At 53.4% G+C, this 23,959-nt stretch carries 22 protein-coding genes and 1 other annotated feature; all 22 genes read left to right on the top strand.

Annotation, left to right across the window (positions count from 1 at the left end; translation table 11 throughout):
* The first annotated feature begins 18 nt into the window (after window positions 1-18).
* Window positions 19-480: a hypothetical protein gene (locus C812_RS21130; RefSeq protein WP_244268382.1), complete on the top strand. Its 462-nt coding sequence runs from the start codon at window positions 19-21 to the stop codon at window positions 478-480.
* Window positions 481-683: 203 nt separating this feature from the next.
* Entirely contained in the window at window positions 684-1,427 is a 744-nt protein-coding gene (locus C812_RS21125; RefSeq protein ID WP_016314671.1) for a vWA domain-containing protein, read from the top strand.
* Window positions 1,399-2,352, top strand: coding sequence for a serine/threonine protein kinase (locus C812_RS21120; protein ID WP_016314670.1), 954 nt, complete (start codon window positions 1,399-1,401; stop codon window positions 2,350-2,352). Before C812_RS21125 ends, C812_RS21120 begins: the two co-directional genes overlap by 29 nt.
* A gap of 274 nt (window positions 2,353-2,626) precedes the next feature.
* A complete protein-coding gene (gene tilS / locus C812_RS21115) occupies window positions 2,627-4,084 on the top strand; it encodes a tRNA lysidine(34) synthetase TilS (protein WP_016314669.1) in 1,458 nt (485 codons plus the stop codon).
* 50 nt (window positions 4,085-4,134) lie between these two features.
* The gene (gene hpt / locus C812_RS21110; protein WP_009226313.1) at window positions 4,135-4,674 is read left to right on the top strand and encodes a hypoxanthine phosphoribosyltransferase; all 540 of its coding nucleotides are present in this window, start codon (window positions 4,135-4,137) and stop codon (window positions 4,672-4,674) included.
* A 100-nt stretch (window positions 4,675-4,774) separates the two neighbouring features.
* The gene (ftsH, locus tag C812_RS21105; protein WP_016314668.1) at window positions 4,775-6,904 is read left to right on the top strand and encodes an ATP-dependent zinc metalloprotease FtsH; all 2,130 of its coding nucleotides are present in this window, start codon (window positions 4,775-4,777) and stop codon (window positions 6,902-6,904) included.
* 408 nt (window positions 6,905-7,312) lie between these two features.
* Complete coding sequence (nadA, locus tag C812_RS21100) at window positions 7,313-8,251, top strand: quinolinate synthase NadA (RefSeq protein WP_016314667.1); 939 nt, start codon at window positions 7,313-7,315, stop codon at window positions 8,249-8,251.
* A gap of 36 nt (window positions 8,252-8,287) precedes the next feature.
* A complete protein-coding gene (gene nadB, locus C812_RS21095) occupies window positions 8,288-9,904 on the top strand; it encodes an L-aspartate oxidase (protein WP_036626293.1) in 1,617 nt (538 codons plus the stop codon).
* Window positions 9,894-10,760 (top strand): carboxylating nicotinate-nucleotide diphosphorylase, encoded by an 867-nt coding sequence (nadC, locus tag C812_RS21090; protein ID WP_016314665.1) that lies wholly within the window; start codon window positions 9,894-9,896, stop codon window positions 10,758-10,760. Before nadB ends, nadC begins: the two co-directional genes overlap by 11 nt.
* A gap of 7 nt (window positions 10,761-10,767) precedes the next feature.
* Complete coding sequence (locus C812_RS21085) at window positions 10,768-11,532, top strand: type III pantothenate kinase (protein WP_016314664.1); 765 nt, start codon at window positions 10,768-10,770, stop codon at window positions 11,530-11,532.
* 72 nt (window positions 11,533-11,604) lie between these two features.
* Complete coding sequence (hslO, locus tag C812_RS21080) at window positions 11,605-12,495, top strand: Hsp33 family molecular chaperone HslO (RefSeq protein ID WP_016314663.1); 891 nt, start codon at window positions 11,605-11,607, stop codon at window positions 12,493-12,495.
* 245 nt (window positions 12,496-12,740) lie between these two features.
* Window positions 12,741-13,679 carry a cysteine synthase A gene (gene cysK, locus C812_RS21075; RefSeq protein ID WP_016314662.1) on the top strand — a complete coding sequence of 313 codons (939 nt, stop codon included), beginning with the start codon at window positions 12,741-12,743 and terminating at the stop codon, window positions 13,677-13,679.
* 168 nt (window positions 13,680-13,847) lie between these two features.
* Complete coding sequence (locus C812_RS21070) at window positions 13,848-15,365, top strand: anthranilate synthase component I family protein (protein WP_036626290.1); 1,518 nt, start codon at window positions 13,848-13,850, stop codon at window positions 15,363-15,365.
* A 52-nt stretch (window positions 15,366-15,417) separates the two neighbouring features.
* Window positions 15,418-15,999, top strand: coding sequence for an aminodeoxychorismate/anthranilate synthase component II (pabA, locus tag C812_RS21065; RefSeq protein ID WP_016314660.1), 582 nt, complete (start codon window positions 15,418-15,420; stop codon window positions 15,997-15,999).
* Window positions 15,996-16,979: an aminotransferase class IV gene (locus C812_RS21060; RefSeq protein WP_016314659.1), complete on the top strand. Its 984-nt coding sequence runs from the start codon at window positions 15,996-15,998 to the stop codon at window positions 16,977-16,979. Before pabA ends, C812_RS21060 begins: the two co-directional genes overlap by 4 nt.
* Entirely contained in the window at window positions 16,960-17,796 is an 837-nt protein-coding gene (gene folP, locus C812_RS21055; protein ID WP_016314658.1) for a dihydropteroate synthase, read from the top strand. Before C812_RS21060 ends, folP begins: the two co-directional genes overlap by 20 nt.
* A gap of 28 nt (window positions 17,797-17,824) precedes the next feature.
* Window positions 17,825-18,187, top strand: a complete 363-nt coding sequence (gene folB, locus C812_RS21050; RefSeq protein ID WP_016314657.1) for a dihydroneopterin aldolase — start codon at window positions 17,825-17,827, stop codon at window positions 18,185-18,187.
* Between the two features lie 10 nt (window positions 18,188-18,197).
* The gene (gene folK, locus C812_RS21045; protein ID WP_016314656.1) at window positions 18,198-18,746 is read left to right on the top strand and encodes a 2-amino-4-hydroxy-6-hydroxymethyldihydropteridine diphosphokinase; all 549 of its coding nucleotides are present in this window, start codon (window positions 18,198-18,200) and stop codon (window positions 18,744-18,746) included.
* On the top strand, window positions 18,698-18,904 hold the full coding sequence (locus C812_RS22130) for a helix-turn-helix domain-containing protein (protein ID WP_016314655.1): 207 nt from the start codon (window positions 18,698-18,700) through the stop codon (window positions 18,902-18,904). The genes folK and C812_RS22130 overlap by 49 nt, the downstream gene beginning before the upstream one ends.
* 46 nt (window positions 18,905-18,950) lie before the next feature.
* Window positions 18,951-19,952 (top strand): tRNA dihydrouridine synthase DusB, encoded by a 1,002-nt coding sequence (gene dusB, locus C812_RS21035; RefSeq protein ID WP_016314654.1) that lies wholly within the window; start codon window positions 18,951-18,953, stop codon window positions 19,950-19,952.
* Window positions 19,953-20,320: 368 nt separating this feature from the next.
* Complete coding sequence (greA, locus tag C812_RS21030) at window positions 20,321-20,797, top strand: transcription elongation factor GreA (protein ID WP_009226297.1); 477 nt, start codon at window positions 20,321-20,323, stop codon at window positions 20,795-20,797.
* Between the two features lie 101 nt (window positions 20,798-20,898).
* The gene (lysS, locus tag C812_RS21025; RefSeq protein ID WP_016314652.1) at window positions 20,899-22,407 is read left to right on the top strand and encodes a lysine--tRNA ligase; all 1,509 of its coding nucleotides are present in this window, start codon (window positions 20,899-20,901) and stop codon (window positions 22,405-22,407) included.
* 550 nt (window positions 22,408-22,957) lie between these two features.
* Window positions 22,958-23,842, top strand: a sequence feature (16S ribosomal RNA rRNA prediction is too short).
* The last annotated feature ends 117 nt before the right edge of the window (window positions 23,843-23,959 follow it).

The raw sequence follows: 23,959 nt of genomic DNA, 5'->3' as shown, positions 1-23,959 counted from the left end.
TATATAGTTAGGGAGGTCATGCTTTTGACACCACCAAAAACCAGCTTGCCGCAGCTCTATGCGCTGCGATTAGAGAGGATTCAGGCGAAGGGCATCCAAGGGGCGGAGCTCATGGAGCTGCTGGAGCGTAAGGACGCCGATGAATTGCAGCAACGAGTAGACCCGGAGCTGCAGTGGGGCGGATTTGTGGAATACCTCCAGGAGCATTTGGATGAGGTGAAGATTGCCCTATCAGAAGGCTACCGATTTAAATTTATGACCGTAGGCGGCCTGCGAAGCTTGCTGGAGATCAAATTTGGGTTGCGGGCGGAGCAGGATTATGTTTTTGACAACAACCGCTTTGCTGGCGTTAAATTGCATCGGGAAGCTTATCGGCAACTCAGAGCTTTGGCTCCTGACTATTGGGAGATTTTGATTGATCAGGAGGACCCGGATACGGGAACTCTCGAAATGCGCATTGAACATAAATATGCAGATTGAATCTGCATTCTATTGAACTTAAGGCGGCGGTCTTAAGTTCCTTTCTTTTTGTAGATATGAGAAAGTATAAAATTCGGGGGATCGGCAAGTGATGAGGCCCGGGCCGGATCTTTCTTCGTACAACTGGTTTGAATTCTATCCTAGCTGGAAATGATAGATACGAGAATGTTCAACTCTATCTATTTGAAGGGCGGGATGATGCGATGAAACAGATCATGTTGATTACGGACGGGTGTTCGAATGTCGGGGAAAGTCCGGTGATGGCTGCGGCGCTGGCAAGGCAGGAAGGAATCACGGTCAATGTGGTAGGGATTGTCGATTACGGTACGATTGGCGAGCTGGGGAGTCAGGAGATCGCTGAAATCGCCAAGGCTGGCGGCGGGATGAGCCGGATTGTCGGCACCGAGAACCTGGCGCAGACAATGCAGATGATGACGCGCAAAACGGTCGTTCAGACGATTCAACAGGCGGTCCATAAAGAGATTCGGCAGATCCTCGGCGATCAGACGGTGAGTGACTTGCCGCCGGAGCAGCGCTCCCAAGTCGTTGAGGTGATCGATGAGCTGAGTGAGAACAGCTCGCTGCAGGTGGCGCTTCTAATTGATGCCAGCGCCAGCATGAAGCCGAAGCTTCGGGCCGTGGAGGAAGCGATTCGAGATATGATGCTGAGCTTGAGCTCGCGGAAAGGGGAGAGTCAACTGGCGGTCTTCCATTTTCCCGGAGCCCATAGCGGAGAGGATGCCGTCCTGGATATGGATTGGACCAGCGATCTGGGATCGGCCCGTTCGATCTTCCAACGCCTCGTCATGAGAGGGGCTACGCCAACGGGACCTGCGCTTCTGAAGGTGATGGATTTTATGCGATATGGTACACTGAATGAACATGGTAAGTCTTGGCGTGAGAAGACGGAGGGACAAGATGGAATCCTCGGCGACTACGTCGTCTAAGATTTCCCTGCCGCAGGGAACGCGGATTATCGGACGCTGGAATGGCGGCCGGTATGTGATCCAGCGTCTGCTCGGGCAAGGGGCTAACGGCGTTGTATTCCTGGTGAAACGGGAGAAAAACGGAAAATTATACGCTCTGAAACTGGGCTTTGATACGCTGGATATTCAATCGGAAGTTAATGTGCTGAAAGCACTGCAGCGTCAAGGCCGGCGGCGGGGGGCGGCGGAACGGGATCTCAATTACCTGGTGGAGGTGGACGATTTCACTTACCAGGGAAGGGAGATTCCTTTCTACGTTATGCGCTATGTGCAAGGGGAACCGTTGCGCGCCTTCTTGGCTCGTCGGGGCCCGCGCTGGCTGGACGTGGCCGGCCTTCAACTACTGCAACAGCTCGGACAGCTGCACCGCTCCGGCTGGGTGTTTGGTGACCTTAAGCCGGAGAACGTGCTCGTAGGGGCTTATGGCGAGGTCGAGCTGATTGATTACGGCGGCGTGACTAGTGAAGGGCACAGCGTCAAGCAGTTCACAGAGTGGTACGACCGCGGCTTCTGGGGAGCGGGAAGCCGTACGGCAGATCCTGCGTATGACTGGTTCTCCTTCGCGGTCGTCTGCATTCATATGCTTGCTGAGAGTGCACTGAAGAAGGCAGCGACTCAGCTGCCGCAGACGCGCAGCCGGAGCGATCTTCTAGCCATCGTCGATGGACATGAGGCGTTGGCGCCGTATCGCGCTTGGCTGAAGCGGGCGCTGCACGGGGAGTTCAGCGATACAGCGGAAGCGTGCCGGTTATGGAAGGAGATAGTCACTCGCCGTATCACTCCGCGGCGCCGGACGCGGCCTGGGACCCCGGGATGGATCGTCGGGGCGTTTGCGGTATCGCTGACCTTGCTTGCCTGTGCGCTTTATTTAACTTTCCGGTTTTAGGTTGGCCGCTGCCTTCCTCAGCTAACGGACACCAGAGACGCTATTCACTCGTCATTGGACTTCCTCCGATTCTAACGGACTGAGGAGCTCCTATTTCGGATAATTGCGTTGATCAGGTCCATGATAAGGCGACTTAAGGTCACTGAGGTCCGTTAGATTAGGAAATAGCCAGGAAATAGGCAAATAACGTCCTTACAGTCCGTTACGTTTACGAACGAGTTCAGATGTCTCCATTTGGTTCGCTATTTTTGGAGAGAAGGGAGAGGGGGGCCCGATGAAGGAAACCACGCTGTACCGCTTAACCGAGCAGGTTCGCCGGTTTGGCCAGCAGGAGCAGTTATGGTTGCCCGGAGATGTGATCGTTGTGGCGGTGTCCGGCGGGGTCGATTCTACGGTTCTGCTGCATATAATGAAGGAAATCGCTGGGGACAAGGAGCTGGGACTTGGGCTAATCTGCGCGCACCTTCATCACGGCTTACGCGGAGACGAGGCGGATCGGGATGCGGAATTTGTCCGTAAGCTTGCCAAGCAGCTGGGCATCCCTTTTGATCTGGGTTACGCGGATGTGCGGGCTTATATGAAGCAAACGGGGCAAAGCCTCGAGCTGGCGGCTCGGGAGAAACGGTACGAATATCTGCATCAGGTGGCCGCTCGTTATGGAGCATCGTCCATCGCCCTGGCTCATCATGCCGACGACCAGGCCGAGACGGTGCTGATGCGGCTGCTGCGGGGCAGCGGACCTTCTGGATTAGCCGGGATGCGACCCAAACGCCGCGAAAAAAATGTGGAACTTATCCGCCCCTTGCTCCGTATATACAAGACGGATTTGCTCCAGGCGTGCCGCGAATCCGGGCTGGCTTACGTCGAAGACAGCAGCAACCTGGATAAAGAGATGACGCGGAATTCGATTCGGTTGGATGTGTTGCCATTTTTGGGGCAATATAATGGTCAGTTACAGGAATCGCTGAATCGGTTGGCGGTGCTGACTGCAGCGGAAGATGATTATCTGCATCAGGAAGCGGTAAAGTTGTACGCGGAGCTTGTGCGGACGGAGGGCGGGATTTTCTCGTTGGAAGCCCCTCTTTTCTCCGGTTTACATGTTGCTTTACAACGGAGGTTGATTAAACTAATATTAAATTATCTGCCTTTAAGTACGGAGGATCGCGATTTTGTCAAGGTCGAAGCGATTCGTCAAGGGACGATTCAAGATCGGCCCACAACGTGGAGCTTAGACCTAGGCGGCGGCGTTAGATGCGTACGCGAATATGACAAGATCCGCTTTATCCCCCCGGCAGTAGAAAGTCGGATTCCTCATTATACATATTTGGTGGAACAAATTCCGGCAGAGGTGCCGATCGAGGGCCTGAGCCAGATCTTGCGAATCACGCGGTCTGGGGCCGGCAGGGAGCTTCACGTCAAGGCAGAAGGAAATAACGAAGCGATATTTGATGCGGATGAGCTGGTCTATCCGCTTACCGTGCGTTCCCGTCTTCCGGGAGACGTGATGAAAGTTATGGGATTAAACGGCAGCAAAAAGGTAAAAGATATTTTCATCGACGCGAAAATACCACCATCCCTCCGCTCCCGCATCCCGATGGTCACGGATGCCGCAGGCCGGATCCTGTGGATTCCCGGCGTTCGCCGATCCGCAGTTGCTGCGGTGAACCTGCGCACGACCTCTGTTGTGCATATGGTTCTTACGCCGCGCCCAGATTTGGATCGCACACCTTGAGGATTAGCGAAGATCGGCATTCATAGAATAACGTAGGAGGTTCACTCATTTTGCTAAACGATATCCAGGAAATTTTGATTACGCGGGAACAAATTCAAGAGAAGGTTGCTGAGTTGGGCAAACAACTGAGTGCGGAGTACGAAGGACGTAACCCGCTCGTAATCTGTATCTTGAAAGGCGCTTTTATTTTTATGGCCGATCTGGTTAAGGAAATTACGGTACCGATCGAGCTCGACTTCATGGCTGTCTCCAGTTATGGGGCAGGAACCCGTTCTTCCGGGGAAGTGAAAATCATCAAGGATTTGGATACCTCCGTGGAAGGCCGCGATATCTTGATCGTAGAGGACATTATCGATAGCGGGCTGACGCTCAGCTATTTGATTGATGTGCTTGAACGGCGCAAGGTTAAATCGGTTAAAATCGTTACGCTGTTTGATAAACCGGCACGGCGTACGGTGGATTTACAAGCGGACCTGTCAGGGTTCGTTCTTCCGGACGCTTTCGTTGTCGGATACGGTCTGGATTATGCCGAGAAATACCGTAACCTCCCATTCATCGGAGTTCTGAAGCCGGAGATTTACACCAGTTGATTTCGTCGTCCGCTTGGACGAAAGACCACCCTTGCCGGAATTTTGAAATGGCGAGATTGGCTATGGTAAAATAACTTAAGGTCTTGAGAGGAGGTAGGGGATGAATCGGTTCATCCGGAATTCTGGTTTTTATTTAATACTTTTCTTAGTCGTGGTGGGCATCGTCCAATTCCTCAATGGCGGACAAGAAGCAACCGTCACCCCTAAGTATTCGGACTTACGTCAGGAACTGAAGGCTAATAATGTTGATGATCTAACCGTTAAATTTGACGGTTACGCTTATCTGGTAACCGGTAAGTATAAGGAACCTGTCGGAAACGACAAGACGAAGAATTTCTCTTTGTATGTGCCTTTTGACGAGAATGTCGTTAAGGAGATTATCGCATACAGCGAACAGAACAACTTTAGTCTGGAATGGAAGAAGATGCAAGGTGAGAGCATCTGGCTGACCTTCCTGACTTCGATTGTTCCGCTGGCGATTATGTTCATTCTGTTCTTCTTCTTGTTTAATCAAGCGCAGGGCGGCGGCGGCAAAGTGATGAACTTCGGCAAGAGCCGGGCGCGCCTCTATAATGAAGAGAAGAAGAAAGTCACGTTTGAAGATGTCGCAGGTGCCGATGAAGAGAAGCAAGAGCTTGTCGAAGTCGTTGAGTTTCTGAAAGATCCGCGGAAGTTCTCGGCCGTGGGGGCAAGAATTCCTAAAGGCGTTCTGCTTGTAGGCCCTCCGGGTACCGGTAAAACCTTGCTTGCCCGTGCAGTTGCCGGTGAAGCAGGGGTTCCGTTCTTCAGCATTTCCGGTTCTGACTTCGTGGAAATGTTCGTTGGGGTCGGCGCTTCCCGCGTGCGGGATTTGTTCGAGAACGCGAAGAAGAATGCGCCTTGTATCATCTTTATCGACGAAATTGACGCTGTTGGTCGTCAGCGGGGTGCTGGGCTTGGTGGCGGTCATGATGAACGCGAACAAACGCTCAACCAATTGCTCGTAGAAATGGACGGCTTCAGCGGCAATGAAGGCATTATCATCATCGCTGCAACGAACCGTGCAGATATTCTGGACCCGGCCTTGCTGCGTCCAGGACGTTTTGACCGTCAAATCACGGTAGACCGTCCGGATGTGAAGGGACGCGAAGCGGTCTTGAAAGTGCATGCACGCAACAAGCCGCTGACCAAAGACGTCAAGCTGGACGTCATCGCGAAGCGTACGACGGGCTTTACTGGTGCTGATCTGGAGAATCTGCTGAACGAAGCGGCCCTCCTCGCCGCACGTCGGAACCGCAAAGATATTTCCATGACGGAAGTCGACGAAGCGATCGACCGCGTAATTGTCGGGACAGAGAAACGCAGCCGCGTCATCAGCGACCGCGAGAAGCGCATCGTGGCTTACCACGAAGCGGGCCACACGATTGTGGGTTACTTCTTGGAGCATGCCGATATGGTGCACAAGGTAACGATCATTCCACGCGGCCGCGCCGGCGGGTATGTCATTATGTTACCGAAGGAAGACCGCATGCTGGCCACGAAGAACGAGCTGCTGGATCGGGTAACCGGTTTGCTTGGCGGCCGCGTATCCGAGGAGCTGTTTATCGGTGAGATCGGAACCGGCGCGTACAGTGACTTCCAGCAAGCAACCAACATCGTGCGCAGCATGATCATCGAATACGGGATGAGCGAGAAGCTCGGTCCGATGCAGTTCGGTACATCGCAAGGCCAAGTATTCCTGGGCCGCGATATCGGGCACGAGCAGAACTATAGTGATCAAATCGCTTATGAGATCGATCAGGAAATGCAGCGGTTCATCAACGAATGTTATGAACGTTGTAAGCAGTTGCTGACGGAGCACGCCAAGGAAGTTCACCTCATTGCAGAAACATTGCTTGAAGTGGAAACCTTGGAGCTCGAGCAAATCAAGTCGCTGATTGAAACCGGTACGCTGGACGGCTTGAAGAAAGACGGCCAAGATGGCGGCAACGGTTCCTCCGAACCGGGTGAGCCGACGATCGACAGCGTGGGTGACGTTCGCGTTCGCATCCAAGGCAAAACTGAGGATACGGCGCCTGCTGCACCGGTCGGAGATATCCCGAATGATGTTCCGGGCGGCACCGCCAACGATCGGACGAACGATCCGGTGGTGGACACACCGCAAGGGACCGTCAGCGATACGCCAGGTCAAGCCGATTCGGCGGACGAAGGCAAGGATCCAAATAACGGCGGCAGCACGCCAACCGTGTAAACCATACTAGCAAAGACCTAATCCGGGAAACCTTCAGTTTCCCGGATTTTTTGCTTTAGAATGGATGGGATACATCGAGCGTATTGATGAGAACCAGAACAGGGTCCCCCAGCCTATCCTTAAAATTTTAGTTATTGCTGAATGTGCATATCTCCTCAATAATCCTTATTTTTCCTTCATTATCAAAGGCTAATGGGACTATACGCACCCGGACGGCGCATTGACAGTGCCTTTCACCTTGTGTAAATTAGTTGGTAAACACCGTGTGAAATTTAATACGTTCTTGCCGTTTCACGCAGGATTGTCATACAACGCAGCTAGAATCCCGGACGACGCGAAGAGATAGAGAGCCAGGATGGGGTTAATACAGCAACAGACGATACATGAGCTTATGGGGGAGGAATTCAAGTGGAGGCTCTAGCGCTTGAGCGTAAAGCCGAAATGAACCGCGAATTGCGGGAAAGGCTGGTTCAGCTCAAGAAAGAACGCAATGCCATCATACTGGCGCATTATTATCAGCGGGATGAAATCCAAGAAGTCGCGGATTTCCGGGGCGATTCATTTTTGCTCGCTCAGAAGGCCGCTTCGACGGACGCGGATACCATCGTATTCTGCGGCGTACATTTCATGGGCGAGAGCGCCAAGATCTTGGCGCCGAACAAGACGGTACTTATACCTGATGAACGTGCAGGCTGTCCGATGGCCGATATGGTAAATGTTGACGGCTTGCGCAAGTTGAAGGCGGAGCACCCAAATGCCAAAGTTGTAACCTACATTAACTCTTCCGCAGAAATCAAAGCGGAGACGGACATCTGCTGCACCTCGTCGAATGCGGTGAAGGTGATTAACTCCGTAGATGCAGACGAGATTATCTGGGTACCGGATAAGAACCTGGGCCATTACGTGCAACAGCATACCGACAAGAAGCTGATCATCTGGGAAGGCTATTGCAACACGCATGATATGCTGACGGTCAAAGACGTCGTTGAGATGAAAGCGAAATATCCGAACGCCGAGTTTGTCGTGCATCCGGAATGCCGCCCGGAAGTGGTGGCCATGGGCGATTTCGTCGGCAGCACTACGGCGATCATCGATTACTGCAAAAATTCCTCCACCAAAGAGTTTATCGTTGGTACGGAGGATGGAACTGGATACCAGCTGCGTAAAGACAGCCCGGACAAAACGTTCCATTTTGCCACGAAATATCTGGTGTGCCCGAACATGAAAGTCAATAATCTGAAGAAACTGGTGAAATGCCTGGAAACGATGCAGCCACAAATTTACGTACCGCCTGTCGTTGCCGACAAAGCCAGATTATCCTTAGAGCGCATGTTACAAGTTAAGTAGCATGCGCTACTCTCTTGTTCAAGATAGGTGACGAACGTGATTCCACAATATTTGGTTGATTTTGAGGCAAGCCGATTGACGGTCGTGGATACGGATGTGATTGTGATCGGTTCGGGGATTGCCGGTCTTTTTACCGCTATCAAAGCAAGTGAAAAGAATCGCGTAATCCTGGTCACGAAGAAATCCATGCTGGAGAGCAATACCCGGTATGCGCAGGGGGGGATTGCAGCCGTGATCTCTGAGGATGATTCCCCGGCCTATCATCGCCAGGATACGCTGTTGGCCGGCGCGGGATTATGCTCCTCCAAAGCGGTGGATATCCTTGTGAATGAGGGGCCGGAAGGCGTTAGAGAGCTCATGAAGCTGGGTACGTCCTTTGATTTGGAAAACGGGGAGCTGGCGCTCACGAAAGAGGGGGCTCATAGCCATCGCCGAATCTTGCATGCGCACGGGGATGCGACAGGGTATGAGATCGTGCGGGCGTTGTCCGAGCAGGCGGAAGCCCATCCGAACATCGAGGTTTGGGACAATCATTATGTAATCGATTTGATTACGGAGGAGAACGAATGCCTGGGCGCGTTAGTCCAGCGGCCTGACGGGCAGCGTGTGTTCCTGCGCGGGAATGCGACCATTCTATGCTCCGGCGGAGCCGGGCAGTTGTATCGTTATACGACCAATCCCGAGGTAGCCACAGGGGACGGCCTCGCCATCGCCTATCGGGCAGGAGCGGTGCTTCGCGATATGGAATTTATTCAATTTCATCCTACTTCGCTCTGCTACCCGGGCGCCCCGCGGTTCCTCATTTCCGAAGCGGTTCGCGGTGAAGGGGCCGTGCTGCGGAATATTAAAGGTGAGCGGTTCATGAGCAAGTACCATGAGCTGCTGGAGTTGGCCCCGCGGGATATCGTAGCGCGAGCCATCGTCAGCGAGATGGAGGAGACCGGAGCAAGTATCGTGTATCTCGATATCACGCACGAAGATCCGGAGAAGATCAAAGCGCGCTTTCCGACGATTTACGAAACCTGCCTGCGTTATGGGCTTGATTTGACCAGTGACTGGATTCCAGTCGCTCCGGCAGCGCATTATATGATGGGAGGCGTTCGCGTTAACCATTATGGCGAGACGAGTGTGCAACGGTTGTTCGCCTGCGGTGAGGTTTCATCGACCGGCGTGCACGGAGCCAATCGGCTTGCCAGCAATTCGCTGTCGGAAGCGATTGTGTTTGGCCGCCGGATTATCCAGCGGATCGAGGAACTGCCGCCGCGAACTCGTACGGGCGAGACGGTGGCTTACCACGGCGGCCGCATGGCGCCGGCTCCGTTTTCGTTGGTGGAACGCCGCCTTGACCTGCAAAAGACGATGGTGCGCCGTGTCGGCCTGCGCCGCACCGCAGAGGGGCTTACGAAGGGCATCGAGGAGTTGGAGAAGCACAAGGCGATTTTTAGCCAAGCGCTGCATACCCGCGACCAATGGGAGTATGCCAATATGTTGACCTGCGCGCTGCTGCTGGCCCAAGCGGCATTGGCTCGCGAGGAGAGCCGGGGCGGACATTACCGTGAGGACTTCCCGGAGCGGGATGACGCGAAGTGGCGCAAGCATCTGTTGTGGCAGCGGGATCAAGGGATGTTGGAGGAAATTAGCGATGATGTTTAATGGATATAATGAGGGGCTTGTGGAGTCCATTCGCAGCTGGCTGAAGGAAGACGTAGGCTCCGGAGACGTGACGACCGCCGTGACGATCCCTGCCGGCCATGAATCCAAAGGGATTATTCACGCCAAGCAAGGCGGCATTGTTGCTGGCATGCCGGTTGCTCAGCTCGTCTTTGAGATTGTGGACCCCAGCTTGACGTTTACGCCGCACGTGAAGGACGGCGAACGCATCGAGAAAGGTACGATTCTCGCTGAGGTTGAAGGAAGCACGCATAGCATCTTAACCGGGGAGCGGTTAGCGCTGAATCTGCTGCAGCGCTTGTCCGGGATCGCTACGCGGACGAACCTGTTCGTCGAGGCTTTGGGCGGCCTGCCAACTCGTTTGGTGGACACGCGCAAGACGACGCCGGGACATCGGATGCTGGAGAAGTATGCCGTCCGCACCGGGGGAGGTGCGAATCACCGCTTTGGGTTGTACGACGCGGTGATGATCAAGGATAATCATATCAAGGGGGCCGGGGGGATTACCCAAGCGGTCAGCCGCGCCCGGGCTCAGATTCCGCATACGATGACCATTGAGGTGGAGACGGAGAACCTCGAGCAGGTGGAGGAAGCGCTGCAAGCTGGAGCAGATATCATTATGCTCGACAACATGGCACCTGATCTGATGAAGGAAGCGGTGCGCCGAATCAAGGCGAAAGCGCCGCATGTAACGGTGGAAGCATCGGGCAACGTGTCGCTGGAAACGATTCGCGGCATTGCTGAGAGCGGCGTAGACGTCATTTCCGTGGGACGGTTGACGTATTCTTTTGAAAGCCTGGATATCAGTTTGGACCTGAACGGCAAAAAGGAGGCTTAACAGGCGCATGTTCCTTGTAGTCGATGTAGGCAATACGAATATCGTGTTGGGGATTTACCGGGGCAAGGAGTTGCTCCATCATTTCCGCATCAGCACGAACCGTCAAGCCACGGTGGACGAGTACGGCGTATTGATCCATAATCTGTTTGATATGGTAGGCATCCGGGGAAGTGAGATGGAAGGCGTCATCATTTCTTCGGTTGTTCCGCCGTTAATGCACGTGCTGGAAGAGCTGTGCGAAAAATATTTACATCACAAGCCGCTGGTTGTGGGGCCGGGCATCAAAACCGGGCTGAACCTGCGCTACGAAAACCCGCGCGAGGTAGGCGCGGACCGGATCGTCAACGCGGTGGCGGCTATCGAGAAGTACGGCGGGCCGCTGGTTGTTGTTGACTTCGGCACGGCCACAACATTTGACTGTATCGATGCTGCCGGCAATTATCTTGGCGGTGCGATTGTGCCGGGGATTGGCATCTCGACCGAAGCCCTGTATCAACGGGCGTCCAAGCTGCCGCGGATTGAGCTGGAGAAGCCAAAGAAGGTGATCGGGCGCAACACGGTGCATGCGATGCAGGCGGGGATTATTTTTGGCTATGCGGGCCAGGTTGATGGCATTGTGGAGCGGATTGCCCGGGAGATGGGTGCGAAACCGAAGGTGATTGCTACCGGAGGGTTGGCTGAGCTGATCGCCAGCGAGACGCGCACCATCGAGGAGGTTAACTCCCAGCTGACTTTGGAGGGCCTTCGCATTATTTACGAGCGCAATCAATGATGCGGATCATAGATTATGGAAATAATGAAAGGTTGATTGACCTTTAAGGGATGAAAGGAGGTCCTTCGCAACATGGACCATAACAATAAGAAAGACCGGTTGATCCGAGGGATCGCCATGGACGGGAAGGTACGCGCCTTTGCCGTGCGGACGACCCAGCTGGTGGAGGAGCTGCGCCGTCGGCATGATACTTATCCAACAGCTACCGCAGCTATGGGACGGACGGTGACTGCCGCTGCCATGATGGGGGCGATGCTCAAGGGCGAGGATAAGCTGACCGTTCAGGTAAAGGGCGACGGGCCGATCGGACAGATCATTGCCGATGCGAACGCCAAGGGCGAAGTGCGCGGTTACGTCAAGAACCCGCATGTCCACTTGCCAAGCAACAGTCAAGGGAAACTGGACGTGCGCGGTGCAGTCGGCACCGAAGGGTTCATCCATGTCACAAAGGATCTGGGGCTCAAGGAACCTTATCGCGGGAGCGTGCCGTTGATTTCCGGTGAATTGGGTGAGGATTTCACCTATTATTTTGCCGTATCGGAGCAAACGCCATCCGCGGTTGGACTTGGCGTCCTGGTCGATGTAGATAATTCGGTGATCGTAGCCGGGGGCTTCATCATTCAACTGCTCCCAGGCTTAAGCGATTCGGAGATTGATTCGATCGAAAAGGCGATCGGACAGCTTCCACCGGTTACGGCTTTGCTTGACCAAGGGCTGGAACTGGAAGAAATGCTTCGCTGGATCGTGAAGGATGTGCAGATCCTGGAGGAGATGGACATCGTCTTTTCCTGCAACTGTTCCCGGGAACGGGTTGAACGCACGCTGATCAGCTTGGGCAAGAAGGAGCTGGAGGAGCTGCGGGACGAAGGAAAAGAGACGGAGGTTGTGTGCGATTTCTGCAATGAGCCTTACTTGTTTACGCCGGAGGAAATCGACCAGCTGATCGCTAGAACCGAGAAATAAATTGTGAAGACCGAAATAGGTCCAAAATACTTTGCGATCGGGGGCAAAAGTCCCTTGAAAGCAAAGTATTTTTTGTGACTTTTCTTGACAACTCCGATCGGCGTTGTTAAGATTATAATTAGAAAACCAACTTATTTACTCGGAAATAAATGAAAGTCGATGAATCGTGCATCCTAAATCTCAGCTTTCATTTGTGGGCAGCCAGATCGACTTGGTTATTTTTATCCAAAGGGAGGATATTTGATATGGCAAAAGTCGTCAACAATGTTACGGAATTGATCGGAGATACGCCGCTAGTCCGTTTGAACCGGGTTGTACCGGAGGACAGTGCGGAAATCTACGTGAAGCTGGAATACCAAAACCCAGGCTCCAGCGTTAAGGATCGGATTGCAATCAGCATTGTGGAAGAGGCGGAGAAAGCCGGCAAGCTGAAACCGGGGGGCACGATTATCGAAGCTACCAGCGGGAACACCGGGATTGGCTTGGCAATGGTCGCTGCAGCCAAAGGCTACAAGGCTGTCATTGTCATGCCGGAAACGATGAGCTTGGAACGCCGCAACCTGTTGCGCGCTTACGGGGCAGAGCTTGTCCTGACGCCAGGGGCCGAGGGCATGAACGGTGCGGTGAAGAAAGCCGAAGAACTGCTTGCTGCGAATCCGGATTATTTCCTGGCAGACCAATTCAGAACTCAAGCGAACGTGAAGATCCACCGCGAGACGACGGGGCCGGAAATCGTTGAAGCGATCGAATCGCTGGATGGACGCTTGGATGCATTTGTTGCAGGGATCGGTACTGGCGGTACGATTACCGGTGCGGGCGAAGTGTTGAAGAAACGGTTCCCGGATCTGAAAATCTACGCTGTTGAACCGGCTGCATCGCCGATTTTGGCTGGCGGTAAACCAGGTCCTCACAAAATCCAAGGTCTCGGTGCGAACTTCATTCCAGAAATTTTGAACCGTGAAATTTATGATGAAATCATTCATGTCGAGAACGAAGAAGCGTTCGAACAAGCGCGTATTGTAGCAAGACAAGAAGGCATTCTGTCCGGGATCTCTTCCGGTGCTGCAGTGTTTGCTGCATTGAAAGTTGCGAAGCAACTGGGTAAAGGCAAACGTGTCGTTGCCGTTATTCCAAGTAACGGTGAACGTTATCTCAGCACGCCGCTGTACAATTTCGAAGCTTAATCGTTTCGCGGTAAGAGCGATGATCACCCCCCGGCCGTTCCAACCGAACGGTCTGGGGTTTTTATTTTTTGCGATAGATGTTTTCCTATTAGGCGTCTTCTAGTATACTAGCTTCCAATAAGACAAGAGCTTCTTCAGGCTGAGAATGTGGGGGATCACGCGCGCTTCATGAAAAAGATAACGACTTGGGAGCAATGGAGAGAATGGGGGAACACGGGCAACTGGACGGTGCTGCCCTTCGCGGTCAAAATTCCGCTGCCGGCTGTCGGCTTGCCTGAGAACTGGTCCCGGGCCTGGGAGGAAGCCGGGCCATATGCCTTTGTGTTGGAGAGCGGCAAGGTTGGACGATATACCTTCTTGGGGCTGAATCCGGTCTCCGTCCTTCGCGGTAAGGGCGATCAGGCCGTGGTGGAAGATTTTGCTTCCGGCAAAGTTTCAGTCAAGTCAGGCAAGCCGCTCGAAATGCTGCGGGACTGGATGGAACCATTTCGTTCGCCGGGTTGGCCGGGGTTGCCGAAATTCAGCGGCGGGGCGGTGGGTTATCTCGCCTATGACGTCGCACGATCGCTAGAACGGCTGCCCAACCTGGCACAGGACGATCTGGGTCTGGATGATTACGTCTGGATGCGGTTCGAGGAGCTGTGGGTGATCGATCAAGCGGAAGGCGATGTGTATTGCATCGTCCATGTCCCGATTGCGTCGCTGCCTTTGGATCAGCTGCGTTACCGCTATCACCTCGCTGAGGCGCGGGCTGTACGAATGGCAGAGCTGTGGGCTGGCTTTTGCACGTCGGCGAAGGACTCGGTAGGTACAGGGAGTGCCGCGGCGGACTCCCCTTCACTTCCCGACGAGGAGTTGGAACGCCGGCGCTTGTCCGTCTCCATGCCGCAGGAGGCGTTTGAAGCGGCGGTGCGACGGGTGCAGGAATATATCGCGGCTGGCGACGTCTTCCAGGTGAATCTTTCGCTGCGCCAAGCATTTCCGTTGGCCGCTTCGCCGGAGCGGGTGTATGAGCAGCTGCGCAAGCTGAACCCTTCGCCGTATATGGGTATGCTCCGGTTCCCGGACTTCCAGCTCGTGTCCGCTTCGCCGGAGCTGCTGGTGAAGGTGGAGCAGGGGCGGATCAGCACCCGACCGATTGCGGGAACGAGACGGCGGGGACATACGCCGCAGGAGGATCAGCAGATGGAGGCCGAGCTGCTGGCCAGCGAGAAGGAGCAAGCCGAGCACATCATGCTCGTCGACCTTCTGCGCAACGATATCGGCCGGGTGGCGGAGTATGGGACGGTGCGGGTCAGCGAGCTGTTTACCGTGGAGCGGTATTCGCACGTCATGCATCTGGTCTCCGAGGTCGAAGGAGTGCTGAATGCGGATCGTACGATTTATGATGCGATTGCGGCTGTTTTTCCTGGGGGAACGATCACCGGAGCGCCTAAAGTGCGGACGATGGAAATTATCGAGGAGCTTGAGCCTGTCACGAGAGGCCCTTACACCGGCGCAATGGGATGGATTGACTATGCCGGGAATATCGAATTAAATATTATTATACGTACGCTGGTCACGAAGGACGGCGTCGGCTACTTGCAGACAGGTGCCGGCATTGTCATCGATTCAGACCCGTATCGTGAGTATAGGGAATGTTTGAACAAAGCTAGAGCCGTTGCTCTGGCTGTACAACAGAGTTGAGGATTTTCAGAAGAGCCAGCTGGACAAAGTCTAGGACAGGAGATGAGATGAGATGATTTTAGTGATCGACAATTATGATTCTTTCACGTACAATCTGGTGCAGTATTTAGGTGAGTTAGGCGAGGAAGTAACTGTCCGCCGCAACGATGAGATCGATCTTGCGGGTATTGAGGCTTTGCAGCCGGATCATATTTTGATATCCCCCGGCCCGTGTACGCCCAATGAGGCTGGGATCACGTTGAATTTGATTGAGCATTTTAAAGGGGTTATCCCGATCTTTGGCGTTTGTCTGGGGCATCAGGCCATTGGTCAAGCCTTTGGCGGCAAGGTAATTCGCGCCGAACGCTTGATGCATGGCAAGACATCGCCTATTTACCATCATGGAGAATCGGTGTTTGCCGGTCTGCCGTCGCCCTTCACGGCTACGCGATATCATTCGCTGATCGTGGAGCGCGAGAGTCTGCCGGATTGCCTGGAGATTACGGCAGAGACGGCGGAAGGGGAGATCATGGGGCTGCGCCACAAAGAGTATGCCGTCGAGGGCGTGCAGTTCCATCCGGAATCGATCATTACCCAGCATGGGCACCAAATTCTCCGTAACTTCCTGAACCGAAAGGCGGAAGCCAAAGCATGAATTACATCGGGGTGGATGGCGTTCCGACCCCGGCCGATCAAGCCGTGATCTCTGTGATGGATCACGGCTTTATGTACGGGCTCGGTTTATTTGAAACGTTCCGCACCTACGGAGGGCGCCCGTTCTTGCTGGAGCGGCATCTGCAGCGGCTGGAGGCAGGCTGCAAGGCGCTTGGGATTGCGCACCAGGTTGATCATGGCCGGGTTGAAGCGGAAATCACCGAGCTGCTTGCGCGGAACGGATTGGACGAAGGTTACATTCGATATACGGTGACGGCTGGCGAAGGGCCGCTGGGCTTGCCTGTTGGTGACTACGAGAAACCGAGGGTCGTGATCTATGTGAAGCCACTGCCCGACCCTGGGGAGACGCTGTACACGGATGGGAAGCCGTTATGGCGGCTGACAACGCCTCGCAATACGCCGGAGGGCGAGGTGCGTTTCAAGTCACTGCACTATATGAACAATGTGTTGGCGAAGCGCGAACTCGCTCGATTAGAACGGGAGGCGCTGGAGACGGCAGACGCTCCTGCAGCGAATGTCCAAGCGCATGTGCACGGACGTCGATCTGCTGCAGCACCCGCTGAGGGACTGCTGCTGACGGCGGATGGCTGGCTGGCGGAGGGGATCGTCAGCAATGTATTTTTTGCGCGAAATGGCAGATTATATACGCCGGATGTGGAAACTGGCATTCTCCCGGGCGTTACCCGCACGAAGGTGCTGGAGCTGGCAGCCGAGCAAGGGATTGCGGCGGAGGAAGGTCGCTACACTTGGGACGAGCTGTTGGAGGCTGACGAGGTCTTCCTGACGAATTCGATTCAGGAGCTTGTGCCGGTGACGGAACTGGTGGAGTCTGACCAGCCCGGAGGCCGAGGGTCGCTACGGCGCACAGTGGGAACCGGACGAATCGGACCGATGACGTGTCTGTTATTGGGGAAATATAGAGAGAAAGCGAGGAGTGGCGATGCAGCCGATCATCTATAAGCGCAGCTACCAGCTGGGCGAGGCCTCTTTAACGTTGGGGGAGCGCACGCTGGTGATGGGAATTTTGAATGTGACGCCGGACTCTTTTTCCGATGGAGGTCGTTACAATAATGTAGAGCGCGCCGTTCAGCACGCCCGTGAAATGGTTGCAGAAGGTGCAGATATTATTGATATCGGCGGGGAGTCGACACGTCCAGGCCATGTGCCCGTAAGTGAACAGGAAGAGCTGGAACGGGTCATTCCTGTCGTTGAGGCACTTCATCGCGAGCTTCCTCACATTCCGTTGTCGGTCGATACGTACAAGGCACAGGTGGCGTACGAAGCGTTGAAGGCCGGGGCGCATATCATAAATGATGTCTGGGGCTTTAAGGCGGAGCCGCGGATGGCGGAAGTGGCGGCGGAGTTTGGTTGTCCGGTGATTTTGATGCATAACCGCCATGATCGTAATTACCGCGATTTGCTTGCCGATGTGGCTGCGGATTTGCGGGAGAGCGTGGAGATTGCCCGAAAGGCCGGCGTTTCAGATGAAAATATTATTTTGGACCCCGGCATCGGCTTTGCTAAGGACTATCACGAAAATCTGCGTGTCATGAAGGCGTTGGACGAATTAGCGGCATTGGGGTTCCCGTTGCTGCTGGGGACGTCTCGCAAACGGTTTATCCGCACCGCATTGGATCTTCCGGTCGATGAGGTGGTGTTCGGAACGGCGGCCACCGTGGCGTTGGGAATTGCGCAAGGCTGCCAAATCGTCCGTGTCCATGACGTGAAAGAGATCAAGCAAACCGTGCAGATGTGCGATGCCATCGTGTATGCTTGACCATTTGCCGGTAAAGGAGCTGAAATGAATGGATAAAATCGTGCTGCGGCACTTGGAATATTACGGGTATCACGGTGTTTTTGAGGAAGAGCGTAAGCTCGGTCAACGATTTTATGTAGATTTGGAATTAGAGTTGGATCTGCATGAGGCCGGGGTTAACGACGATTTAACGCAGACGGTCAATTATGCCGAAGTGCATGAGCTGGTCAAGGGGGTCGTTGAGAAGAAGAGCTTCAAGCTTATCGAAGCTCTGGCGGAGCATATTGCATCTGCGGTGTTGGACACTTATACTAGGGTAGATGCGTTAACGGTTCGAGTTACGAAGCCGCATCCGCCGTTTGACGTACATTTTGACGGTGTGACGGTCGAGTTGTATCGTTCCAGAAAGTGAGCTAATATTTATGACTATGACATCTCCCTCTGAGCTTTCAGAGGCTTATATTGCTTTAGGGGCTAATCTGGGCGACCGCGAAGCCACTTTGATGCAGGCGATCTCAGAATTGCAGAAGCACCCGGAGATCGAGGTCCTGCGGTGCTCCAATCTCTATGAGACGGATCCGGTTGGTTATTTGGATCAGCCTTGTTTTGTGAATATGGCCGTTGCGGTCCGCACTTCGCTGGAACCTGAGGCGTTGCTGACCTTCATGCTCGATATTGAGCTGCGACTGGGACGGGAGCGTACGATTCGCTTTGGGCCGCGAACGGTGGACCTGGATTTATTGTGGGCTGGCGGCAGGGTGATGGACACCCCGCTTCTGACCTTACCGCACCCGCGGATGATGGAGCGTGCTTTTGTGCTCATTCCCTTAGCCGACATCGTGCCGGAAGGAGAGCCTTCCGGGCTGTTTGAACAGATTCATCATGCTCTAGACAACTTAGATGGAAAGGAAGGCGTCCGGTTTTGGAAAACATGCAACTGGCACAGCGCATCCGCGCTTTCCGAAAACTAAAAGGCTTCACCCAGCAAGAGCTGGCAGAGAAGTCTGGCGTATCCCTGGCCTTATTGGGCGCGGTAGAGCGGGGGAACCGCCGGGCAGATGAGCAAATGTTAACGAAGATTGCACAATGTTTAGGAATATCTTTAGCGGAGCTCAAGTCGGATCTGTAGTGAACCGCTGATTTTTAACTATTTTATTGCATGGGAGGGAACCATCTTGCTGAAGATTGGCGATGTGGAATTGAAGAACCAAGTCGTACTTGCCCCGATGGCAGGCGTATGTAATCCAGCCTTCCGTCTGATTGCCAAAGAATTTGGGACCGGGCTGGTCTGCGCTGAGATGGTTAGCGATAAAGCGATCCTTCACGGCAATAAGCGGACGCGAGAAATGCTCTTTGTGGACGAGCGGGAAAAGCCGCTCAGCCTGCAAATTTTCGGCGGGGATCGCGCGTCGCTGGTCGAAGCGGCAAAAGTTGTCGATCAGGAAACCAATGCCGACATTATCGATATTAATATGGGCTGTCCTGTGCCGAAGGTGACGAAATGTGACGCCGGGGCACGCTGGCTGCTTGACCCTAATAAAATATACGAAATGGTTGCGGCGGTTGTGGATGCGGTAAGTAAACCGGTAACGGTAAAAATGCGCATAGGCTGGGACGCGGAGCATATCTACGTCGTGGACAACGCAAAAGCGGTTGAACGAGCCGGCGGTAAAGCCGTGAGTGTTCACGGTCGGACGCGGGAGCAGCTGTACACTGGAAAAGCGGACTGGAGTTACATCCGGCAAGTGAAGGAAGCGGTGTCGATTCCCGTCATTGGGAACGGCGATGTGGCGACACCCGAGGATGCGAAACGGATGCTGGATGAGACCGGCTGCGACGGTGTGATGATCGGACGCGGGGCGCTCGGTAACCCTTGGATGTTGTACCGGACGGTTGAATACTTGAAAACAGGCGTATTGCTTCCTGAGCCGGATGCGGAGGAGAAGATTCGCATTGCGATCCTGCACATGGACCGTTTAGCGGCGCTGAAGGGCGAGCTTGTTGCTGTTCGCGAAATGCGCAAGCATTTGGCTTGGTATTTAAAAGGGTTGAAAGGGGCAGCACGCATCAAAGACCTCATTATGGAAGAAACTCGGCGGGACGAGATGGTGCGGATTCTTGAGAATTTTGTTGCTGATTTGGCGGCGGGAACGGTACCCGATGAGGTGTCCGCCTAAACGTTGAAGTGGAGAGGGGGGTCCTCGAATGGGGGACCTCTATACACATGAAACGTTTACATTTGTAAAATCGGGCGTCATTGACATTTCAGAATCGTTCACCTATAATTTCACAATATAAATTCGCCTCAAGTGTCAGTCTCTCCCAAATGAGGGTCTGACCCTTATCACATATTGCATATAATAAGCACAACAAGTAAGCATCGAAGTGATCACTGTGGCCGGAAGCGAGCGCTTCCATGCACCTGGGCTACAGTGGTAGGGCAAAGGAACTATTTCATTTGGGAATCGTTCGTTTGCCAGGGGGAGTTTTCGGGTGCCGCACGTACCGTGCGAAAATTTTTTCCATGACAGGAGAATCGGTTGAGATGAGCGATAAAGAAGTTATCCTTACCCAAGACGGTCTGAAAAGACTGGAAGAAGAATTGGAGAACCTGAAGTCCGTGAAACGCCGCGAAGTGGCAGAGCGGATCAAGGTTGCCATCGGATACGGGGATATCAGCGAGAACTCGGAATATGAGGACGCCAAGAACGAGCAAGCATTTATTGAAGGACGCATCATTACTCTGGAGAAAATGCTTCGCAACGCGCGGATCATCAACAACGATGAAATCGACACGGATACGGTAAGCATTGGTTCGATCGTGACGGTGGAAGATCTGGAATTCGGCGATACGATGGAATATGCGATCGTCGGGACGGCAGAATCCGATCCGATGCAGAACAAAATTTCGAATGAAAGTCCTGTCGGCAAAGCCATTCTTGGGAAGAAAAAAGGCGCCATCGTAGACGTTAACGTTCCGGCAGGCGTGATTCAATATAAAATCGTAGACATTAAGAAGTAAGGCGGAATGAGCGAGAGAAGAAGCTTCCCCAGCGGAGGCTTCTTTCACTGTTTCTTTTGTCGGCGAGCAAATTCAGCTGGATTAAGGAGTGGAGTAGGGTAATGAGCGAAGAGATGAATAACCAGGAAGCGATGGAGGTCAGCGAGCTGCTGCAAATTCGCCGTGATAAATTGGACGAGCTGCGCGGGCTTGGCATCGATCCTTTTGGCAAAAAATTTGAACGCACCGACATGGCGGGGGACATTCTCCGGCAATATGACGGGCTGACCAAGGAAGAATTGGAGGAGAAGCGCGTCGAGGTGACCATTGCTGGAAGAATCATGGCTAAGCGGGTCATGGGGAAAGCCAGCTTTGCGCACCTGCAGGACTTGTCTGGCAAAATTCAGATTTATGTCCGTCAAGACAGCGTGCCTGAAGTGAAGTATCAGGCGTTCAGTATTCTGGACCTTGGGGATATCGTCGGGGTAACGGGTGAGGTGTTCAAAACCAAAACTGGTGAAACGACGATCAAGGTGAAGGACTTAGAGGTGCTGTCGAAGTCGTTGTATCCGTTGCCGGACAAATATCACGGTTTGAAAGACGTTGAGCTGCGTTATCGCCAGCGTTATGTCGACTTGATCGTGAATCCTGAAGTGCAGCAGACGTTCATCAAGCGTTCGCAGATCATCCGATCCATGCGCCGTTACCTGGATTCCCTCGGATATTTGGAAGTGGAAACGCCAACGCTGCATAACATTGCCGGCGGTGCGGCTGCCCGTCCGTTTATTACGCACCACAATGCGTTGGACATGCAGTTGTATATGCGGATCGCCATCGAGCTTCACTTGAAGCGACTGATCGTTGGCGGCTTGGAGAAAGTTTATGAAATCGGCCGGGTCTATCGGAACGAAGGGATTTCGACGCGTCACAACCCGGAATTTACGATGATCGAGCTGTATGAAGCTTATGCCGACTATAAAGATATTATGGCGCTTACGGAAAATCTGATCTCCCATATCGCGCAGGAAGTGCTCGGGACTCAAGTGGTACATTACCAAGGGCATGAGGTTAACTTGAAGCCGCAATGGCGCCGTGTGTCCATGGTTGATGCAGTTAAAGAAGTAACCGGCGTCGATTTCAGCGTGCAAATGAGCAATGAAGAGGCGCATCGTTTGGCGAAGGAGCACAATGTGCCAGTTGAGCCGCATATGACGTATGGTCATATTTTGAATGCATTCTTTGAGCAATTTGTTGAAGAAACCTTAATTCAACCTACGTTCGTTTACGGACATCCGGTAGAGATCTCGCCGCTCGCGAAGAAGAACGAGCAGGATCCGCGGTTTACGGATCGTTTCGAGCTGTTTATCGTAGCCCGTGAGCATGCGAATGCCTTTACGGAGCTGAACGACCCGATCGACCAGCGTCAACGGTTCGAAGCGCAATTGCTTGAACGTGAACAAGGTAACGATGAAGCGCATGAAATGGATGAGGACTTCATCCGTGCCCTCGAGTACGGTATGCCGCCGACTGGTGGTTTGGGTATCGGGGTGGACCGTCTGGTGATGCTGTTAACTGACTCGGCATCCATCCGTGACGTGCTGTTGTTCCCGCATATGCGTTCTGCGGAATAAGAGTTTGGACGAGAACAAGCCCGGCTTTGGCTGGGCTTGTTGTTTTATTCGAGGCGGATTGGGGTTTGATATCGTAAAAAAACTTCTGGTGCTTAGACGGTTGGCTTCAATATATGCCTGGGCCGTTGCATTTAATGATTATTTACTTCAATCAGAAGTAGTTTAAGTCATACTGATGCATGAGGGAGTTGCGGCTAATTGCAGTGGATTAGTATGGATAAAATTGGATGGATAAAATCGAGTATTTTGGGTTGCAGTCGTCTTGAAAAAATGATATATTATAAATCCGGTCGTTATTCGTGGGCATTATGAACTTCAGCTCAGAATCGCAGATTAAAAATAATGCTTGCAAGATAACGCCGGACATGATATACTATAAAAGTTGTCGCCGATAAGACGATAACGAAGTTGATCTTTGAAAACTGAACAACGAGTGAGTAATAAATCGAGTTTAAAGGATGAATTTCAAACCGGTGTACTCAGGTCTTGAAATTCGATCCGATCTCGTCAGTTTTTTCTAAATGAGCAAGTCAAACACCACTTTATTGGAGAGTTTGATCCTGGCTCAGGACGAACGCTGGCGGCGTGCCTAATACATGCAAGTCGAGCGGAGTTTATCGGGAGCTTGCTCCTGATAAACTTAGCGGCGGACGGGTGAGTAACACGTAGGCAACCTGCCCGTAAGACTGGGATAACTACCGGAAACGGTAGCTAATACCGGATACGCAAGTCTCTCGCATGAGGGGCTTGGGAAAGGCGGAGCAATCTGTCACTTACGGATGGGCCTGCGGCGCATTAGCTAGTTGGTGGGGTAACGGCTCACCAAGGCGACGATGCGTAGCCGACCTGAGAGGGTGAACGGCCACACTGGGACTGAGACACGGCCCAGACTCCTACGGGAGGCAGCAGTAGGGAATCTTCCGCAATGGACGAAAGTCTGACGGAGCAACGCCGCGTGAGTGATGAAGGTTTTCGGATCGTAAAGCTCTGTTGCCAGGGAAGAACGTCCGTTAGAGTAACTGCTAACGGAGTGACGGTACCTGAGAAGAAAGCCCCGGCTAACTACGTGCCAGCAGCCGCGGTAATACGTAGGGGGCGAGCGTTGTCCGGAATTATTGGGCGTAAAGCGCGCGCAGGCGGCTGTTTAAGTCTGGTGTTTAATCCTGGGGCTCAACCCCGGGTCGCACTGGAAACTGGGCAGCTTGAGTGCAGAAGAGGAGAGTGGAATTCCACGTGTAGCGGTGAAATGCGTAGAGATGTGGAGGAACACCAGTGGCGAAGGCGACTCTCTGGGCTGTAACTGACGCTGAGGCGCGAAAGCGTGGGGAGCAAACAGGATTAGATACCCTGGTAGTCCACGCCGTAAACGATGAATGCTAGGTGTTAGGGGTTTCGATACCCTTGGTGCCGAAGTTAACACATTAAGCATTCCGCCTGGGGAGTACGGCCGCAAGGCTGAAACTCAAAGGAATTGACGGGGACCCGCACAAGCAGTGGAGTATGTGGTTTAATTCGAAGCAACGCGAAGAACCTTACCAGGTCTTGACATCCC

The sequence above is a fragment of the Paenibacillus barengoltzii G22 genome (assembly GCF_000403375.2).
GTDB classification, from domain to species: Bacteria; Bacillota; Bacilli; order Paenibacillales; family Paenibacillaceae; genus Fontibacillus; species Fontibacillus barengoltzii.
This window is presented reverse-complemented; position numbering and strand designations above follow the sequence as displayed.

Coding starts and splice junctions, on each gene's coding strand:
- folP (WP_016314658.1), top strand. CDS start 16,960: ATGCAGCCGATCATCTATAAGCGCAGCTACCAGCTGGGCGAGGCCTCT.
- folK (WP_016314656.1), top strand. CDS start 18,198: ATGACTATGACATCTCCCTCTGAGCTTTCAGAGGCTTATATTGCTTTA.
- C812_RS21130 (WP_244268382.1), top strand. CDS start 19: ATGCTTTTGACACCACCAAAAACCAGCTTGCCGCAGCTCTATGCGCTG.
- ftsH (WP_016314668.1), top strand. CDS start 4,775: ATGAATCGGTTCATCCGGAATTCTGGTTTTTATTTAATACTTTTCTTA.
- nadC (WP_016314665.1), top strand. CDS start 9,894: ATGATGTTTAATGGATATAATGAGGGGCTTGTGGAGTCCATTCGCAGC.
- C812_RS21085 (WP_016314664.1), top strand. CDS start 10,768: ATGTTCCTTGTAGTCGATGTAGGCAATACGAATATCGTGTTGGGGATT.
- cysK (WP_016314662.1), top strand. CDS start 12,741: ATGGCAAAAGTCGTCAACAATGTTACGGAATTGATCGGAGATACGCCG.
- hslO (WP_016314663.1), top strand. CDS start 11,605: ATGGACCATAACAATAAGAAAGACCGGTTGATCCGAGGGATCGCCATG.
- greA (WP_009226297.1), top strand. CDS start 20,321: ATGAGCGATAAAGAAGTTATCCTTACCCAAGACGGTCTGAAAAGACTG.
- C812_RS21070 (WP_036626290.1), top strand. CDS start 13,848: ATGAAAAAGATAACGACTTGGGAGCAATGGAGAGAATGGGGGAACACG.
- C812_RS21120 (WP_016314670.1), top strand. CDS start 1,399: ATGGAATCCTCGGCGACTACGTCGTCTAAGATTTCCCTGCCGCAGGGA.
- tilS (WP_016314669.1), top strand. CDS start 2,627: ATGAAGGAAACCACGCTGTACCGCTTAACCGAGCAGGTTCGCCGGTTT.
- lysS (WP_016314652.1), top strand. CDS start 20,899: ATGAGCGAAGAGATGAATAACCAGGAAGCGATGGAGGTCAGCGAGCTG.
- C812_RS21060 (WP_016314659.1), top strand. CDS start 15,996: ATGAATTACATCGGGGTGGATGGCGTTCCGACCCCGGCCGATCAAGCC.
- C812_RS21125 (WP_016314671.1), top strand. CDS start 684: ATGAAACAGATCATGTTGATTACGGACGGGTGTTCGAATGTCGGGGAA.
- folB (WP_016314657.1), top strand. CDS start 17,825: ATGGATAAAATCGTGCTGCGGCACTTGGAATATTACGGGTATCACGGT.
- pabA (WP_016314660.1), top strand. CDS start 15,418: ATGATTTTAGTGATCGACAATTATGATTCTTTCACGTACAATCTGGTG.